The organism is Aeromonas enteropelogenes, from assembly GCF_020097295.1.
In the GTDB taxonomy this organism is placed as follows: domain Bacteria; phylum Pseudomonadota; class Gammaproteobacteria; order Enterobacterales; family Aeromonadaceae; genus Aeromonas; species Aeromonas enteropelogenes.
In genome coordinates this window covers 1335601-1352500 of sequence record NZ_CP083625.1, presented here as the reverse complement: position 1 = coordinate 1352500, position 16900 = coordinate 1335601, and the positions used below count along the sequence as shown (strand labels likewise).

At 60.5% G+C, this 16900-nt stretch carries 15 protein-coding genes, 1 tRNA gene and 2 rRNA genes (1 of these 18 cut by a window edge); 17 read left to right on the top strand and 1 reads right to left on the bottom strand.

Annotated features, from left to right (window positions below; translation table 11 throughout):
- From LA321_RS06385 to LA321_RS06305, 17 genes are all read left to right on the top strand, one after another.
- Window positions 1-660 (top strand): 23S ribosomal RNA (locus LA321_RS06385) (it extends 2229 nt beyond the left edge of the window).
- A 124-nt stretch (window positions 661-784) separates the two neighbouring features.
- Window positions 785-899: ribosomal RNA gene (rrf, locus tag LA321_RS06380) — 5S ribosomal RNA — on the top strand.
- A 47-nt stretch (window positions 900-946) separates the two neighbouring features.
- Window positions 947-1022 (top strand) — tRNA-Thr (locus tag LA321_RS06375).
- A 221-nt stretch (window positions 1023-1243) separates the two neighbouring features.
- Window positions 1244-2488 carry a cytosine permease gene (gene codB, locus LA321_RS06370; protein ID WP_042071369.1) on the top strand — a complete coding sequence of 415 codons (1245 nt, stop codon included), beginning with the start codon at window positions 1244-1246 and terminating at the stop codon, window positions 2486-2488.
- Window positions 2482-3747 carry a cytosine deaminase gene (locus LA321_RS06365; protein WP_042071371.1) on the top strand — a complete coding sequence of 422 codons (1266 nt, stop codon included), beginning with the start codon at window positions 2482-2484 and terminating at the stop codon, window positions 3745-3747. The genes codB and LA321_RS06365 overlap by 7 nt, the downstream gene beginning before the upstream one ends.
- A 94-nt stretch (window positions 3748-3841) precedes the next feature.
- Entirely contained in the window at window positions 3842-4219 is a 378-nt protein-coding gene (gene crcB, locus LA321_RS06360; protein ID WP_042071373.1) for a fluoride efflux transporter CrcB, read from the top strand.
- Window positions 4220-4284: 65 nt separating this feature from the next.
- Entirely contained in the window at window positions 4285-5037 is a 753-nt protein-coding gene (gene ubiE, locus LA321_RS06355) for a bifunctional demethylmenaquinone methyltransferase/2-methoxy-6-polyprenyl-1,4-benzoquinol methylase UbiE (RefSeq protein WP_042026843.1), read from the top strand.
- 8 nt (window positions 5038-5045) lie between these two features.
- On the top strand, window positions 5046-5654 hold the full coding sequence (locus LA321_RS06350; protein WP_026456305.1) for a ubiquinone biosynthesis accessory factor UbiJ: 609 nt from the start codon (window positions 5046-5048) through the stop codon (window positions 5652-5654).
- Window positions 5654-7294: a ubiquinone biosynthesis regulatory protein kinase UbiB gene (ubiB, locus tag LA321_RS06345; protein ID WP_042071376.1), complete on the top strand. Its 1641-nt coding sequence runs from the start codon at window positions 5654-5656 to the stop codon at window positions 7292-7294. The genes LA321_RS06350 and ubiB overlap by 1 nt, the downstream gene beginning before the upstream one ends.
- Before the next feature lie 41 nt (window positions 7295-7335).
- Window positions 7336-7587 carry a Sec-independent protein translocase subunit TatA gene (tatA, locus tag LA321_RS06340; RefSeq protein WP_026456307.1) on the top strand — a complete coding sequence of 84 codons (252 nt, stop codon included), beginning with the start codon at window positions 7336-7338 and terminating at the stop codon, window positions 7585-7587.
- Between the two features lie 3 nt (window positions 7588-7590).
- Window positions 7591-8037, top strand: coding sequence for a Sec-independent protein translocase protein TatB (gene tatB / locus LA321_RS06335; protein ID WP_042071377.1), 447 nt, complete (start codon window positions 7591-7593; stop codon window positions 8035-8037).
- Window positions 8034-8789, top strand: coding sequence for a twin-arginine translocase subunit TatC (gene tatC / locus LA321_RS06330; protein WP_042026836.1), 756 nt, complete (start codon window positions 8034-8036; stop codon window positions 8787-8789). The genes tatB and tatC overlap by 4 nt, the downstream gene beginning before the upstream one ends.
- A gap of 111 nt (window positions 8790-8900) precedes the next feature.
- A complete protein-coding gene (locus tag LA321_RS06325; protein ID WP_042026851.1) occupies window positions 8901-9686 on the top strand; it encodes a TatD family hydrolase in 786 nt (261 codons plus the stop codon).
- A 3-nt stretch (window positions 9687-9689) separates the two neighbouring features.
- Window positions 9690-10709, top strand: coding sequence for a porphobilinogen synthase (gene hemB, locus LA321_RS06320; protein WP_042071379.1), 1020 nt, complete (start codon window positions 9690-9692; stop codon window positions 10707-10709).
- A 223-nt stretch (window positions 10710-10932) separates the two neighbouring features.
- Window positions 10933-12975, top strand: a complete 2043-nt coding sequence (gene prlC, locus LA321_RS06315; protein ID WP_042071381.1) for an oligopeptidase A — start codon at window positions 10933-10935, stop codon at window positions 12973-12975.
- 207 nt (window positions 12976-13182) lie between these two features.
- Window positions 13183-15735 carry a putative bifunctional diguanylate cyclase/phosphodiesterase gene (locus LA321_RS06310; RefSeq protein WP_042071384.1) on the top strand — a complete coding sequence of 851 codons (2553 nt, stop codon included), beginning with the start codon at window positions 13183-13185 and terminating at the stop codon, window positions 15733-15735.
- A 54-nt stretch (window positions 15736-15789) separates the two neighbouring features.
- A complete protein-coding gene (locus tag LA321_RS06305; protein ID WP_407929452.1) occupies window positions 15790-16551 on the top strand; it encodes a class I SAM-dependent methyltransferase in 762 nt (253 codons plus the stop codon).
- Between the two features lie 94 nt (window positions 16552-16645).
- Here LA321_RS06305 and LA321_RS06300 read toward each other — a convergent pair whose 3' ends face one another.
- Entirely contained in the window at window positions 16646-16900 is a 255-nt protein-coding gene (locus LA321_RS06300) for a Rho-binding antiterminator (protein ID WP_042071387.1), read from the bottom strand.

Genomic DNA, 16900 nt, shown 5'->3' with positions numbered 1-16900 from the left:
TGACTGGGGCGGTCTCCTCCCAAAGAGTAACGGAGGAGCACGAAGGTTGGCTAATCCTGGTCGGACATCAGGAGGTTAGTGCAATGGCATAAGCCAGCTTAACTGCGAGACGGACAGGTCGAGCAGGTACGAAAGTAGGTCATAGTGATCCGGTGGTTCTGAATGGAAGGGCCATCGCTCAACGGATAAAAGGTACTCCGGGGATAACAGGCTGATACCGCCCAAGAGTTCATATCGACGGCGGTGTTTGGCACCTCGATGTCGGCTCATCACATCCTGGGGCTGAAGTCGGTCCCAAGGGTATGGCTGTTCGCCATTTAAAGTGGTACGCGAGCTGGGTTCAGAACGTCGTGAGACAGTTCGGTCCCTATCTGCCGTGGGCGTTGGATGATTGAAGGGAGTTGCTCCTAGTACGAGAGGACCGGAGTGAACGAACCTCTGGTGTTCGGGTTGTCACGCCAGTGGCACTGCCCGGTAGCTAAGTTCGGAATCGATAACCGCTGAAAGCATCTAAGCGGGAAGCGAGCCCTGAGATGAGTCATCCCTGACCCCTTGAGGGTCCTAAAGGGCCGTTGGAGACCACAACGTTGATAGGCGGGGTGTGTAAGTGCAGCGATGCATTGAGCTAACCCGTACTAATTACCCGTGAGGCTTAACCATACAACACCCAAGAAGTGTTTCTGGCCTTGTAGCAAGTGCATGAACTACTTATAAATTCAGTGATAATGACAAAGCAAACTAGCTAAGTCGTTATTCACGTCAGCTTTCTGGATTGAAGATTTTGCCTGGCGGCCATAGCGCCGTGGAACCACCTGATCCCATGCCGAACTCAGAAGTGAAACGCGGTAGCGCCGATGGTAGTGTGGCATTCGCCATGCGAGAGTAGGACACTGCCAGGCACCCAATTTTAGATTACGCGGTGAGCGTGGTCTTTACCGGTTAGTGTGCTGATATGGCTCAGTCGGTAGAGCGCATCCTTGGTAAGGATGAGGTCCCCAGTTCGATTCTGGGTATCAGCACCATTAAATAGAAAGCCTCCCTGAAAAGGGAGGCTTTTTTTCGTTCTAAATTTTGCTGTGATCTTGTTACCCTTCAACTCCTGCCTGATCTCGGGCATCCTCATTTCTGCTGTTTATTTGGCTGTTATTGATGGTTTCATCCAGATAATTGTCCGTTGTTGATTGACGGGAAACGTTTTACATGTAGAATCCGCCGCGTTTTGCCTATTACGTGGAGAGAAAGCATGGCGCAGGATAATGAATATTGTTTGGGAGCCGTTCCTGCCAAGGGGCGCAAGGGTGTGCTGTCGCTGATGCTGGTGATGCTGGGTCTGACCTTCTTTTCTGCCAGCATGTGGACCGGTGGGGCGCTGGGTACCGGTCTGGTGTTTGACGACTTCATCAAGGCCGTGCTGCTGGGCAATTTGCTGCTGGGGGTCTATACCGCCTGTCTGGGCTATATCGGTGCCTCGACCGGCCTTTCTACTCATCTGTTGGCGCGTTACTCCTTCGGCGTCAAAGGCTCCTGGCTGCCTTCGCTGCTGTTGGGCGGTACCCAGGTCGGTTGGTTTGGTGTCGGGGTGGCGATGTTTGCCCTACCGGTACAGAAGGCCACGGGGATCGACGTGAACTGGTTGATCGCCATCTCGGGCATCTTGATGACGGTCACCGTCTACTTCGGTATTTCTGCCTTGATGGTGCTGAGCTTTGTCGCCGTACCGGCCATCGCGTTGCTCGGTGGTTACTCCGTCTGGCTGGCTGTCACTTCCGCCGGTGGTATGGAAGCCCTGCAGCAAGTTCAGCCATCCAATCCCATCGAGTTCACCACGGCGCTGACCATGGTGGTCGGTTCCTTTATCAGTGCAGGAACCCTGACCGCTGATTTTGTCCGCTTTGGTCGCAAACCCTGGGGCGCCGTCATGATTACCATGGTGGCGTTTTTTTTGGGCAACACATTGATGTTCGTCTTTGGGGCTGCCGGCGCGGCTGTGACCGGTCAAGCCGATATCTCTGAAGTGATGTTGATGCAGGGGCTGCTGATCCCCGCCATCCTGGTGCTTGGTCTCAATATCTGGACCACCAACGACAATGCCCTCTATGCTTCCGGCCTCGGTTTTGCCAACATCACGGGTCTCAAGAGCAAGCCGCTCAGCGTGATCAATGGCCTGGTCGGTACTGCCTGTGCGCTCTGGCTGTACAACAACTTCGTCGGTTGGCTGGCTTTTCTGAGTACGGCGATCCCGCCCATCGGTGGCATCATCATCATGGATTTCCTGCTCAATCGTGAACGTTATCGTCAATTTGCCGACCAGCAATTCGAAGTCATTCGCTGGCAGGCATTGGTTGCCACCGCCGTCGGAGTAGCCGTCGGCAAGTGGCTGCCGGGCATAGTGCCCCTCAACGCGGTGCTGGGCGCCGCCTTCACCTATTTCATTCTGGTTCGGCTCACGCCGCGACCGATCCTGCTACAGGAAGCAGACAAATGCTGATTCAACATATTCGCCTCGTCGATCGGGAAGGTTTTTGGCAGATCCGTTGCCAGGATGGTGTCATCACCGCCATTGAACCCCATGATGAACATGCGGTAGTTGGCCATGTGCTGGACGGGGAGGGCGGTCTGGTGATCGCCCCTTTCATCGAGCCTCACATCCACCTCGACACCACCCAGACCGCCGGTGAGCCGAGCTGGAACCTCTCCGGCACCCTGTTCGAGGGGATCGAGCGCTGGGCCGAGCGCAAGGCGCTGCTGACCCATGAGGATGTCAAACAACGCGCGATCCAGACGCTGAAGTGGCAGATCGCCAATGGCATCCAGTTTGTCCGTACCCATGTCGATGTCTCCGATCCCAACCTGGTCGCTCTGAAGGCGATGTTGGAGGTGAAGGAAGAGATGAAGGAGTGGGTCGAGCTGCAGATCGTTGCCTTCCCCCAGGAGGGGATCCTCTCCTACCCCAATGGCAAGGCCTTGCTGGAGGAGGCGCTCAAGCTCGGGGCTGACGTGATCGGTGCCATTCCCCATTTCGAGTTTACCCGGGAATATGGCGTCGAAAGTCTGCATTACATCTTCGATCTGGCCGAGAAGTATCAGGTTCTGGTGGATGTGCACTGTGACGAGATCGACGACGAACAGTCCCGCTTCATCGAGACCCTGGCGACCCTGGCCTACGAGCGCGGCATTGGCCATCGAGTGACTGCCAGCCATACCACGGCGATGCACTCCTACAATGGCGCCTATGCTTCCCGCCTGTTCCGGCTGCTCAAGATGGCGGGTATCAACTTCGTCGCCAACCCCTTGGTGAACATTCACCTGCAGGGGCGGTTTGATACCTATCCCAAGCGCCGTGGCATCACCCGGGTGAAGGAGATGCTGGAGGCGAACATCAATGTCTGCTTCGGCCACGATGATGTGTTCGATCCCTGGTACCCCATGGGCACGGCCAACATGTTGCAGGTGCTGCACATGGGGCTGCATGTCTGCCAGATCATGGGTTATGAGCAGATCAACGAGGGGCTGAAGCTGATTGGCAGCCACAGCGCCCGTACCCTGAATGTGCAGGATCGCTACGGCATCGAGGTGGGCAAGCCAGCCAACCTGCTGATCCTGCCCGCAGAAAACGGCTTCGAGGCGGTGCGCCGCCAGGTGCCGGTGCGTTACTCCGTTCGCCACGGCAAGGTGATCGCCCAGACCCGGCCAGCGCAGACGGAAATCCTGCTCGGTCAGCCGGAACAGATTGATTTTCGGCGATAAGTTTTCAATCAACCAGTTGGGCGATTAGTTCCCCCTCTGGGCACAATGGCCGGCATTGCGCATAATGTCGGCCTGAGCCTGAAGGAGTAACGCCATGCAAACCTGGTTATATGTTGCTGCGGGGGGGGCCATCGGTGCCTCCCTTCGTTTTGGGATTGCCGAATTGATGGCCCTGTTGCTGGGGCGCCATTTTCCCTACGGCACCCTGCTGGTCAACGTGATCGGCTCCTTCATCATGGGGGTGGCCTATGCCCTCATCAGCCATAGTCATGTCGTCGAGCACCCGATGAAACCGCTATTGATGGTGGGGATCCTGGGAGCCCTGACGACCTTCTCCTCCTTCGCACTCGATACCGTGGTGCTGGCTCAGCATGGCGCCTATCTCAAGGCACTGCTCAACATAGTGCTCAACCTGAGCTTCTGTCTGGTCATGGTGGTGCTGGGCATGCAGTTGGTGGCGAGCCGGGTTTAAGGTGTCCGCACGCCATTGGCTCTGGTAAACTGGCGACCATTCTTTGCTCTATGGGTGTTTAGAGGATGTCAGAACAAGCAACGACAACGCATTTTGGCTTTAAAACCGTGGCTGCAACCGAGAAAGAAACTCTGGTGGCAGGCGTCTTCCATTCGGTGGCGGCCAAGTATGATCTGATGAACGATCTGATGTCGTTCGGCATCCACCGCCTGTGGAAGCGCTTCACCATTGACTGCTCCGGGGTTCGCAAGGGCCAGAAGGTGCTGGATCTGGCCGGGGGCACCGGCGATTTGACCGCCAAGTTCTCCCGCATCGTCGGCGAGACTGGCCAGGTGGTGCTGGCGGATATCAACGATTCCATGCTCAAGGTGGGCCGCGACAAGCTGCGCAACCTGGGAGTGGCAAACAACGTCTCCTACGTTCAGGCCAACGCCGAGGCGCTGCCCTTCCCGGACAATCACTTCGACGTCATCACCATAGGTTTCGGCCTGCGCAACGTGACCAACAAGGACAAGGCGCTGGCCTCCATGTTCCGGGTACTGAAGCCGGGCGGACGCCTGCTTGTATTGGAGTTCTCCAAGCCGGTCAGCGAGGTGATCGCCAAGATGTACGATCTCTACTCCTTCAAATTGCTGCCGAAAATGGGCGAAATCGTCGCGAACGACAGCGAAAGCTACAAGTATCTGGCGGAGTCCATCCGCATGCACCCGGACCAGCAGACTCTGGCCGGCATGATGGAAGAGGCCGGCTTCGAGCAGGTCGAGTTCTACAACCTGACTCAGGGCGTTGTTGCCCTGCACCGCGGTTACAAGTTTTAAGGTTGCCTATGCCGATGGATGCCATGGTCACCGCGGTGATCGAAACCAGCCTCAACCGGCTGCTGGAACTGGACAAACAGAGCCCGGAGCGGCTGCGCAAGCTGACCGGCAAGGTGCTCAAGCTGGAGCTGCGTGAACTCAAGCCGCTCTGGTTTGTCTTCTCCGATCGTCGGCTGGACGTGCTGGCCCGCTACGAGGGGGAGGCCGATGCGGTCCTCAGCCTGTCGCTGACGGCGCTCGGCCTGCTGAAAGATCCGTCCGCCCTGACCCGCTACATCCGCGAGGAGAAGCTGGATCTGAGCGGCGATCCCCAACTGGTTCAGGCGTTCAGCGTGCTGCTGGGGGAGCTCGACATCGACTGGGAAGAGGAACTCTCCCGCTATACCGGTGACGTGATGGCTCACACTCTGCTGCGGGGTGCTCGTCAGGCCAGGAGCCTGGTGGGTCGTGAGCTGTGCCGCTCCCAGCGTCAGCTGGCAGAGTACCTGACCGAAGAGATCCGCCTCGCGCCGGGTCCGCTGGAAGTGGCGAGCTTCAACGACGATGTCGAGGTGCTGGCCCAGCAACTCAAGGCCGTTGAACTGCGCCTGGCCCGTTTCGAGCAGCAGGTGACCTGATGACCCCGAAGGAGTTCAAACGCCTCTATCGCATCGTCACCATACTGCTGGAGCAGGGCATCGACGAACTGGTGCCCGCCCGCTATCAACCTTGGCCAGGTCGTCTGGCCCGGCGCAGCCTGTTCTGGCTGAAGAACAAACAACCCGATCTCAGCCGTGGTGCCCGCATCCGGCTTGCCTTCGAGGCGCTCGGTCCCATCTTCATCAAGTTCGGCCAGATGCTCTCGACCCGGCGCGATCTGTTGCCGCCGGATATCGCCGAAGAGCTGGCGCTGCTGCAGGACAGGGTGCCCCCCTTCTGTGGTCAGGCCGCCCGTCAGCAGATCGAGCGCAGCCTGGGCTGCGCCATCGAGACCCTGTTCGACGACTTCGACGAGACGCCGCTGGCGTCCGCCTCCATCGCCCAGGTGCATACCGCACGGCTGAAGGAGAATGGCCGCGAGATCGTCATCAAGGTGATCCGCCCCGACATCGAACATGTCATCGAGGCCGACCTGCGCCTGATGCAGGCGCTGGCCCGTCTGGTGGCCCGTTTCGTGCCCCAGAGTGCACGGCTGCGCCCCATCGAGGTGGTGGAGGAGTATCGCAAGACCATACTCGACGAGCTCAACCTGATGCGCGAGGCGGCCAACGCCATCCAGCTGCGCCGCAACTTCACCGGCTCCGAGGCGCTCTATGTGCCCGAGGTGTTCACCGATCACTGCCGCGAGCAGGTATTGGTGATGGAGCGCATCTACGGCATCGCGGTGTCCGACATCGCGGCGCTGGAGGCCAACGGCACCAACATGAAGCTGCTGGCCGAACGCGGGGTGGAGGTCTTCTTCACCCAGGTGTTCCGCGACAGCTTCTTCCACGCCGACATGCACCCGGGCAACATCTTCGTCTCCTTTGATCACCCGGAGAATCCGCTCTGGATCGGTATCGACTGCGGCATCGTCGGAACCCTCAACCGGGAAGACAAGCGCTATCTGGCAGAGAACTTCCTCGCCTTCTTCAACCGCGACTATCGCCGGGTGGCCGAACTGCACGTGGAGTCCGGCTGGGTACCGGCTGACACCAAGGTGGACGAGTTCGAATTCGCCATCCGCACCGTGCTGGAGCCCATCTTCGAGAAGCCGCTGTCCGAGATCTCGTTCGGCCATGTGCTGCTCAACCTGTTCAACACGGCGCGCCGTTTCCACATGACGGTGCAGCCACAGCTGGTGCTGCTGCAGAAGACCCTGCTCTATGTGGAAGGGTTGGGTCGTCAGCTCTATCCCCAGCTGGATCTGTGGCAGACCGCCAAACCCTATCTGGAAAACTGGATGCACCAGCAGGTGGGGCCGAAGGCGGTATTGAATGCGATTCGCGAGAAGGCGCCCTTCTGGGCCGAGAAGCTGCCCGAGTTGCCGGAGCTGGTCTACGAGACCCTGCGCCAGACTCGCCATCAGCAGCTGCACTTCGACCAGATGTTTGCCGAGTTCCGTCGTCACAGCCGGCGGCAGGGGCAGGCTCGCTACCTCTTAGGGGTGGGAGCCAGCCTGCTATTGGCGGGTGTATTCTTGCTGACCCAAAAACAACATATTGAGTGGGGACAAATCAGTCTCGCCGGCGCCGGGTTATGCTGGTTGCTCGGCTGGCTGCGCGCCCGCTCCCATTAAACAAAAAGTGCGCCGAATGGCGCCAACTCTGGAGAAATATCATGGGTGGTATCAGTATTTGGCAATTGTTGATCATCGCTGTCATCGTCGTGCTGCTGTTCGGTACCAAGAAACTGCGCGGGATTGGTGGCGATCTGGGTGCGGCGGTCAAGGGCTTCAAGAAGGCGCTGTCCGATGAGCCGGCCGACGCCAAACCCGAGCAGAAAGATGCCGATTTTCCCCCGAAACAGCTGAACGAAACGGCTGCCCAGAGCAGCGAGCCCGCCAAGCAGAAAGATAAAGATCAGGCCTAAGCCATGTTCGATATCGGTTTTTGGGAGCTGATCGTCATCGGCGTGGTGGCGCTGCTGGTGCTGGGGCCCGAGCGGCTGCCGGTTGCCATCCGTACCGCCACCCACTGGATCCGGCTCATTCGTTCGACCGCCAATTCGGTCAAGTCCGAGCTGGAGCAGGAGCTCAAGTTGCAAGAGCTGCACAACGACCTGAAAAAGGCCGAGAAGCTGCAGATGAGCAATCTGAGCCCAGAGCTGCAAGAGTCCATCGAACAGCTCAAGTCGGCGGCCCAGTCCGTAAACCGGCCCTATCAGGTGGAAAACGAGATCCGGCCGACCCAGGCTGACCCGGCTGCTTCCGTCGAGCCCGCCCCTGCAACCGCTGCGGCGGTGCCGCCGGTCGATAGCCAGCAGCAGGCTCCGGCCGCCAGCGAGCAGGCCGGCAAAGACAAAGAGGAGGTGAAGCCATGACCCAGGCCGAGCAACCTCTCATCAGCCATCTGGTGGAGCTGAGAACGCGCCTGCTGCGTTCCGTTGCTGCCATCCTGCTGGTGTTTGTCGCGCTGATCTACTTCTCCAACGACATCTACGATTTCATCGCCCAGCCGCTGCTCAGCCAGTTGCCGGAGGGCACCAGCATGATAGCGACGGATGTGGCGACCCCCTTCATCACGCCGATCAAGCTGACCCTGGTGGTCTCCTTCTTTGTGGCGATCCCCTATCTGCTCTATCAGGCATGGGCCTTCATCGCCCCCGGTCTGTACCAGCACGAGCGGCGACTCATCATGCCGCTGGTTGCCTCCAGTGCCGTGTTGTTCTATGCGGGGATGGCGTTTGCCTACTACGTGGTGTTCCCGCTGGTGTTCGGTTTCTTCACCAGTACCGCCCCTACCGGGGTGACGGTGGCGACCGACATTGCCAGCTATCTGGACTTCGTACTGACCCTGTTCTTCGCGTTCGGGGTGGCGTTCGAAATTCCGGTGGCCACCATACTGCTGTGCTGGACCGGCGTAACCACGCCCAAGAGCCTGAAGGAGAAGCGCCCCTACGTCGTTGTCGGGGTGTTCGTGGTCGGCATGCTGCTGACACCGCCCGATGTGTTCTCCCAGACCCTGCTGGCGATCCCCATGTGGGCGCTGTGGGAACTGGGCCTCTTCTTCGCCCGTTTCTATGTGAAGAAAGAGGATGAAGAACAGCAGGAACAGACCGAGGAGGGGAGCTGAGGCTCCCTTCCTCTTTTCATGCTCCCGTTCGAGGCGTATGGTGATGCCCCATCGAGTAGATGGTTTTCAAATACCTGATATGCCGCCTCTTTACCCGGAATGTCTCGCATCATGATCGATATTGGTCTCAACCTCACCAGCAGCCAGTTTGCCGGTGAACAGCCAGAACTGGTGGCCCGTGCCCGCGCCGCCGGCGTGGAAGCGCTGATCCTGACCGGCACTGATCTGGCCGGTAGCCGGGAAAGCGCCGAACTGGCTGCCCAATGGCCCGGTTACTGCTTCTCTACCGCCGGGGTGCATCCCCACGATGCCAAAAGTGTCGATGAACTGACACTGCCCGCCCTGCGCGAGCTGGCGGCCCTGCCACAGGTGGTCGCCATCGGCGAGTGCGGCCTCGACTACAACCGGGATTTCTCCCCCCGTCCGGTACAGGATGCGGTATTTGACGCCCAGCTGGCGCTGGCCGCCGAGCTCGGGATGCCGGTGTTCCTGCACTGCCGCGATGCCCACACCCGTTTCATCGAGATCCTGCGTCCCTGGCTGCCCCGCTTGCCCGGGGCCGTGCTGCACTGCTTCACCGGTTCCGACGAGGAGCTGGACGAGTGCCTGGCGCTGGGGCTGCATATCGGGGTGACCGGTTGGCTCTGCGACGAGCGCCGCGGCCAGCTGCTGCGTGAACAGGTGGCCCGCATTCCTGCTGGCCGCCTGATGATAGAGACTGACGCCCCCTATCTGGTGCCGCGGGATTTGAAACCCAGACCGAAACGCAATGAACCCGCTTTTTTGCCGCACATCGCCCAGGTGGTGGCGGCCTGCCGTGGTGAAGCGCCCGAGGCCTTGCTGGCCCATACCCGGGCCACCTCCGCCGCATTTTTCCAACTTCCTCTTTTGGAGTGATTCATGGCTACAACTCTTCCGGGCGCCTTTCCGGGCCGCCGCCTGCGCCGGGTGCGCAAACATGATTTCAGCCGTCGTCTGGTGCGCGAGAACGTACTGACGACCAACGATCTCATCTACCCCGTGTTCGTGCTGGAGGGGGAGAAGCGCCGTGAGGCCGTGCCCTCCATGCCGGGGGTGGAGCGTCTCTCCATCGATCTGCTGCTGGAGGAAGCGGCCGAGCTGGTGGAGCTCGGGGTGCCAGCCATCGCCCTGTTCCCGGTGACTCCGCTGGAGAGCAAGAGCCTGATGGCGGAAGAGGCCTACAACCCGGATGGCCTGGCACAGCGCACCGTGCGTGCCCTCAAGGCCCGCTTCCCGGAGTTGGGGGTCATCACCGATGTGGCGCTCGACCCCTTCACCACCCACGGCCAGGACGGCATCATTGATGACGAAGGCTATGTGCTGAACGACATCACCACCGAGATCCTGATCAAGCAGGCGCTCTCCCACGCCGAGGCGGGGGCCGATGTGGTGGCGCCGTCCGACATGATGGATGGCCGTATCGGTGCCATCCGCGCCGCGCTGGAAGAGAACGGCTTCATCAACACCCAGATCATGGCCTACTCCGCCAAGTACGCCTCCCACTACTACGGCCCGTTCCGCGATGCAGTCGGCTCTGCCGGCAACCTCGGCAAGAGCAACAAGGCTACCTACCAGATGGACCCGGCCAACGGCAACGAGGCCCTGCACGAGGTGGCGCTGGATCTGCAGGAAGGGGCGGACATGGTGATGGTCAAGCCGGGCATGCCCTATCTGGACGTGGTTCGCCAGGTGAAGGATCAGTTCGGCGTGCCGACCTTCGCCTATCAGGTGAGCGGTGAATACGCCATGCACATGGCGGCGATCCAGAACGGCTGGCTCAAGGAGAAGGAGTGCATCCTGGAATCCCTGCTCTGCTTCAAGCGCGCCGGGGCCGACGGCATCCTCACCTACTTCGCCAAACGGGTGGCGCAGTGGCTGCAGGAAGATGCCCGGGCCTGATGGCTCAATATCTTTCAGTGCAGACAATGCCGGCCCTGGAGCCGGCATTGTCGTCTCTGGCGGCCAATCTGGTCGTTTTGTGTACATGTTTTGGCCAAAAGTGGGCAACCGGCCCCGCTCTCGGCGGCAAAGGCTTGATTAATGGGGTTTCTGCCTACATCTTAGGTAGTCCAAGCAAGCTTCTGGACGGCAGGGGCTGTAGAGAATTTAGAGGTATCGCCGGATGACTAACCCTTTGCTGACAATGGACTCGCTGCCCCCTTTCAGCCAGATCCAGCCCGAACAGGTGCAACCTGCGGTGACGCAGGCGATTGCCGACTGCAAACAGAAGATCGCCGATGTGCTGGCCAAACAGGAGCCCCGTACCTGGGACAGCCTGATCGCCCCGCTGGAAGAGGTCAATGACCGTCTGGCGCGGATCTGGTCGCCGGTCAGCCACCTCAACTCGGTACTCAACAGCGAAGCGCTGCGCGCGGCTCACGACGCCTGCCTGCCGCTGCTCTCCGAATTCCAGACCTATGTCGGTCAGCACGAAGGGCTCTATCAGGCCTATCGCGAGCTGGCCGAGAGCGACGACTTCCCGCGCCTGGACGATGCCCAGCGCAAGGAGATCCAGAACACCCTGCGCGACTTCCGCCTCTCCGGTATCGGACTGCCCGCCGAGGCGCAGCAGCGCTACGGCGAAATCCAGGCCCGCCTCTCCGAGCTGGCCTCCCGCTTCAGCAACAACGTGCTGGATGCGACCCAGGGCTGGCACAAGCTGGTGGCTGACGAGGCCGAGCTGGCAGGCCTGCCGGAGAGCGTGCTGGCGGCCGCTCGCCAGATGGCCGAGCTGAAAGGCAAGCAGGGCTGGTTGTTTACCCTGGATATCCCCTCCTACCTGCCGGTGATGATGTATGCCGACAACCGCGAACTGCGCGCAGAGATGTACGAGGCCTTCACCACCCGCGCCTCGGATCAGGGTCCGAATGCCGGCAAGTGGGACAACTCCGCCATCATGACCGAGCTGCTCGCCCTGCGCCGCGAGCTGGCCCAGCTGCTGGGATTTGCCAACTACGCAGAGCTCTCCCTGGCGACCAAGATGGCGGACAAGACGGAGCAGGTGGTGAACTTCCTCACTGATCTGGCCCGGTGCTCCCTGCCGCAGGGCAAGGCGGAGCTGGAGGAGATCCGTGCCTTCGCCGCCGAGCAGCATGGTCAGAGCGAACTGGCCGCCTGGGATCTCGCCTACTACGCCGAGAAGCTCAAGCAGCACAAGTTCTCCATCTCCGATGAGCAACTGCGCCCCTACTTCCCGGCCAGCAAGGTGGTGAAGGGGTTGTTTGAGGTGGTGAAACGGGTATTCGGCATGAAGGTGCGCGAGCGCCTCGGTATCGATACCTGGCATCCGGATGTGCGCTTCTATGACATCTTCGACGCCGATGACGAGCTGCGTGGCAGCTTCTACCTCGACCTCTATGCCCGCGAGCACAAGCAGGGCGGTGCCTGGATGGATGTCTGCCTGGGCCGCCGCTACCGTCGCGATGGTTCGCTGCAAAAACCGGTGGCTTACCTGACCTGCAACTTCAACGGCCCGGTGGATGGCAAACCGGCCCTGTTCACCCACAACGAAGTGGTCACCCTGTTCCACGAGTTCGGTCACGGTATTCACCACATGCTGACCCAGGTCGATGTGGCCGGAGTGGCCGGCATCAACGGCGTGGCCTGGGATGCGGTGGAGCTGCCGAGCCAGTTCCTCGAGAACTGGTGCTGGGAGTCCGAGGCGCTGGCCTTTATATCCGGCCACTACGAGACCGGCGAGCCACTGCCTGCCGATCTGCTGGAGAAGATGATGGCGGCCCGCAACTTCCAGGCGGCCATGCAGATGCTGCGCCAGCTGGAATTCGCCCTGTTCGACTTCCGTCTGCATCAGGAGTTTGATCCGGCCAAACCGGATCAGATCCCGGCCCTGCTGGACGAAGTACGCAGCCAGGTTGCCGTGATGACGCCGCCGGCGTTCAACCGCTTCCAGCACAGCTTCTCCCACATCTTCGCGGGCGGTTATGCGGCGGGTTACTACAGCTACAAGTGGGCCGAGGTGCTCTCCGCCGATGCCTTCTCCCGTTTCGAGGAGGAGGGGATTTTCAACCCGGTCACCGGCCAGTCCTTCCTCAGACACATTCTGGAGAAAGGCGGTTCAAAAGAGCCCATGGAGCTGTTCAAGGCCTTCCGTGGCCGCGAGCCCAGAGTGGATGCCCTGCTGCGCCATAGCGGGATTGCCGCGTGACACCCGTAGGTGCGAGCTTCAAGCAGATACACTTTTGCGGCTAATTTGCGGCATAGTGAGATCGCCGCGTGATTTTTGAGATAAAAAGGGACCTGATGGTCCCTTTTCTCAATGCTTTTTAATATCTTGCTGACTGCATATTTGCACTTTCGGCGCCTCTTAAAGTAGAGTCGTCTCTAAACTTTCAAGGGGGCAATGCCACTTGCCATGAGGCGAGCACTCGATTCTGTCTATCAAATCATCTCCAGTCTGGCTCATTCGAGTGGTCGGGAATATTTTGATACCTTCGTGAGTGAAATCGCCTCGGCCCTGATGGCCGATGTCGTCCTGATCGCCAGTTGGGAGGCCTCCTCTGGCCAACTTAGGGGACATGCCGCCTACCCGGCTTCGCTCGATCCCGCCTATCTGGATTTGCCGCTGACCGCCACCCCGGAAGCCATCACCTGGCAGGAGGGTGAGGCTTGGTTCAGCGACCGTTTGTTGCAACTGTTTCCCCATACCCCGCTGGCACAGGAGTGGCAGGCACAGGCTTATGCCGGCATTGCGCTCAAAAATGCCGAGGGACAGACCATAGGCCTCTGCAGCCTCCTCTATCGTCACCCCCAGGACAATATGGCCAAGGTGATGGGGCTGCTCAGGCTGCTGGCGCCGCTGGCGGGCCGTGAGTTGGCACTGATGTTGCCACAAAAGGCGTCTCCAACCCTGTTTCCCGAGACGCACCACGAGCTGCAGAACATGCTGAGCCAGGCGCCGGTAGGGATCGGCAAGCTGGATCTCGGCGGCCGCATTCTCTGGGTCAACCCGGCCATCGAACAGATGCTGGGGTACCCCCTTGATGAGCTGCTCCAGTACTCCATCTCCGACATCAATCACCCGGAGGACTGGCTGCGCAGCACCGAGCATTACGAGCAGATCTACCGTGGCGAGCGCAACAGCTTCACCCAGGAGAAGCGCTATCGCTGCAAGGGGGGGGAGATCCTGTGGGGACGGGTGACCGTTACCCTGATCCGCGATGCAGAGCAGCAGCCGGACTACCTGATGGTGCTGCTGGAGAATATCGATCCCCTGCGCCGCCATGCCGAGCAGCTCAAGCTCTCCCACCGGGTCTATGACAACCTCTCCGAGGCGATCCTGGTGTGCGATGCCGACAGCCGCATCATCTCGGTCAACCCGGCGTTCGAGCAGATCACCGGCTACAGCAGCGAGGAGGTGTGTGGTCAGCGCCCCAGCATGCTCAAGTCCGGACTGCACGATCAGGCCTTCTATGCCGATATGTACCACGCGCTGGAGCGGGCCGGCGTCTGGCGTGGCGAGGTGTGGAACAAGCGCAAAAACGGCAAGCTCTATCCCCAGCAGCTGATGATCAGCACCCTGAGGGAAGAGGGCAAAATCCAGCAATATATCGCTATTTTCAGCGATCTTTCCCAGACCAAGCTGGCCGAGCAGAAGATCGCGACCCAAGCCAACTACGACAACCTTACCAGCCTGCCCAACCGCTGGCTGTTTGGCCGCTGTCTCGCTCGCTTCTGCGAGCGGGGTGAGCGTTTCGCCCTGATGGTGCTGGATCTCAACAACTTCAAGGCGGTCAACAACAGCATGGATCACCATGCCGGTGACGCCCTGCTGCGTGAGGTGTCGGATCGCCTGGTGAGCCGGGTGCGCACCGAGGATCTGGTGGCGCGCATCGGTGGCGACGAGTTTGCCTTTCTGGTGCCCGGCATCGTCACCCGCCGCCAGGCCGAGGTATTTGCCAAGCAGGTGATCGGCAGCTTTGCCCGCCCCTTCATGCTGGCCAACCAGCACCTCTATGTGACGGCCACCATCGGCATGACCCTCTGCCCCAGCGATGGCGGCGAGAGCGACGAGCTGCTGCGCAATGCGGAGCAGGCCCTGTTTGCCGCCAAGCGGCAGGGTCGGCTGATCGGCACTTACTGCGCTTCAATGCGCGAAGAGGTGCGCCAGCGCCACCAGATGCAACAGGATCTGGCGGAGGCCATCAAGCAGGAGCAGCTGACTATGGCCTACCAGCCCATCTGGGACAACCGCAGCGGACGGGTGGCCAAGCTGGAGGCTCTGGTGCGCTGGTATCACCCCCACTGGGGACAGGTCTCTCCCGCCGAATTCATCCCGCTGGCGGAAGAGGCTGGCCTGATCCAGAGCCTGGGGGCCCTGGTGCTGTGGCAGTCGTGCCGGGATCTGGCGCGCCTGCAGCAATCCGGTTTTCCGGAGCTGCAGATGTCGATCAATCGTTCCACCATGGAGTTCCAGACCATAGATCCGGAGGCGAGCGAATGGCTCAAGGTGATCCATCACTTCGGGCTCAATCCTGCCGACATCGTCATCGAAATCACCGAATCCCTGCTGATGGAGAGCAGCGACCAGCACAGGATCCGGATCGAGGCGCTGCGCGAGGCGGGGTGCAAGCTGGCCATCGATGATTTCGGAACCGGCTATTCGGCGCTCAACTATCTGCGCACCTTCCCGGTGGATCTGGTCAAGATAGATCGCTCCTTCGTGCGTCACATCCCGTTCAACGAGCAGGATCGCATGCTGCTCGACGGCATCATCAACATAGTGCACAACCTCGGTATGCAGGTGGTGATCGAGGGAGTGGAGACCCGCGAGCAGCTCAACTTCCTCTGCCAGAAGGGGTGTGCCTTCACCCAGGGCTATCTGCTCAGCCGCCCGCTGACGTTCGATGACCTGACCGATTATCTCGATCTCAACCGCCAGGGAATGAACCTCTCCATCGTGAGGTGATCCGGTGCTTCTGCTATCATGGCCGCTTCCGTGCGTGTCATGAGTCTGTTCCCAATGCCCCATATCCAGGTTTTCAGTGAAGTGCCCGCCCGCGACGGCGAGCTCGATGCCCTGCGCCAGCGCCTCGTCGACGTGGAGTTTCCAGCCCCCTTTGCGCTGGTGCTGACCGAACAGCGGCTGGAGCTGCGCAAGCTGGATGAACCCAAGCTGGGCGCCGTCTACGTGGATTTCGTCGAAGGGGCGGTCGCCCATCGCCGCAAGTTCGGTGGCGGCCGCGGCCAGTCCATCGCCAAAGCGGTGGGGCTCAAGGCAGGGGCGACCCCGACCGTGGTGGATGCCACCGCCGGGCTGGGACGTGATGCCTTTGTGCTCGCCTCCCTCGGCTGCCGGGTAACCATGATAGAGCGCAGCCCGGTCGTCGCGGCCCTGCTGCAGGATGGTTTGACGCGGGCGACGCAGGATCCCGAGATAGGCCCCTGGGTGAGCGAGCGGATGCAGTTGTTGCAGGGGCCTGCCGTGGATACCCTGCTGGCGCTGACGGAGCGGCCCGAGGTGATCTACCTCGACCCCATGTTCCCCCACAAGCAGAAGTCGGCGCTGGTGAAAAAGGAGATGCGGGTGTTCCAGTCGCTGGTGGGGCCGGATCTCGACGCCGATGCCCTGTTGCCGGCGGCGCTCAAGATGGCTGACAAGCGGGTGGTGGTGAAGCGCCCCGATTACGCGGGCTGGCTCAACGAACACAAGCCCAGCATGGCCATCGAGACCAAGAGCAACCGCTTCGATGTCTATGTGCTGGCAGCCATGGCGACGGCTTGATCAACTGTCTGGGTGAATCAAATAAAAAGGAGGGCCAACCTGGTTGGCCCTCCTTTTTATTGGCCGCTATCCGGCGCTCAAGGTTTGGGGGCTATCAAGATTCGGGAGCGAAGCGGATCCGTTTCTGCTCACCCTGCCATAGCAGGTCGAGGGTGGCCAGCTCGGCCAGACAGAGTCGCTCCCCACTCTCCAGCAACAGGTACTCGACGCCGTCCCTGGCCTCTATGGTACGGATCCTGTCTGCCCACTGACGCCCGTCCCGGCAGGTCAGCGTCACCGGCAATTGCCAGCTGGCGGCGATCTCGAGCCAGTCGTAGAGGTCGCAACTGATGGGGTGGTAGTCGGTCAT

Excerpts from the sequence above, each read along its gene's own strand:
- codB (WP_042071369.1), top strand. The coding sequence starts at position 1,244 with ATGGCGCAGGATAATGAATATTGTTTGGGAGCCGTTCCTGCCAAGGGG.
- LA321_RS06300 (WP_042071387.1), bottom strand. The coding sequence starts at position 16,900 with ATGACCGACTACCACCCCATCAGTTGCGACCTCTACGACTGGCTCGAG.
- LA321_RS06305 (WP_407929452.1), top strand. The coding sequence starts at position 15,790 with ATGCCCCATATCCAGGTTTTCAGTGAAGTGCCCGCCCGCGACGGCGAG.
- LA321_RS06350 (WP_026456305.1), top strand. The coding sequence starts at position 5,046 with ATGCCGATGGATGCCATGGTCACCGCGGTGATCGAAACCAGCCTCAAC.
- tatA (WP_026456307.1), top strand. The coding sequence starts at position 7,336 with ATGGGTGGTATCAGTATTTGGCAATTGTTGATCATCGCTGTCATCGTC.
- tatC (WP_042026836.1), top strand. The coding sequence starts at position 8,034 with ATGACCCAGGCCGAGCAACCTCTCATCAGCCATCTGGTGGAGCTGAGA.
- prlC (WP_042071381.1), top strand. The coding sequence starts at position 10,933 with ATGACTAACCCTTTGCTGACAATGGACTCGCTGCCCCCTTTCAGCCAG.
- ubiE (WP_042026843.1), top strand. The coding sequence starts at position 4,285 with ATGTCAGAACAAGCAACGACAACGCATTTTGGCTTTAAAACCGTGGCT.
- LA321_RS06365 (WP_042071371.1), top strand. The coding sequence starts at position 2,482 with ATGCTGATTCAACATATTCGCCTCGTCGATCGGGAAGGTTTTTGGCAG.
- ubiB (WP_042071376.1), top strand. The coding sequence starts at position 5,654 with ATGACCCCGAAGGAGTTCAAACGCCTCTATCGCATCGTCACCATACTG.
- LA321_RS06310 (WP_042071384.1), top strand. The coding sequence starts at position 13,183 with ATGAGGCGAGCACTCGATTCTGTCTATCAAATCATCTCCAGTCTGGCT.
- LA321_RS06325 (WP_042026851.1), top strand. The coding sequence starts at position 8,901 with ATGATCGATATTGGTCTCAACCTCACCAGCAGCCAGTTTGCCGGTGAA.
- tatB (WP_042071377.1), top strand. The coding sequence starts at position 7,591 with ATGTTCGATATCGGTTTTTGGGAGCTGATCGTCATCGGCGTGGTGGCG.
- hemB (WP_042071379.1), top strand. The coding sequence starts at position 9,690 with ATGGCTACAACTCTTCCGGGCGCCTTTCCGGGCCGCCGCCTGCGCCGG.
- crcB (WP_042071373.1), top strand. The coding sequence starts at position 3,842 with ATGCAAACCTGGTTATATGTTGCTGCGGGGGGGGCCATCGGTGCCTCC.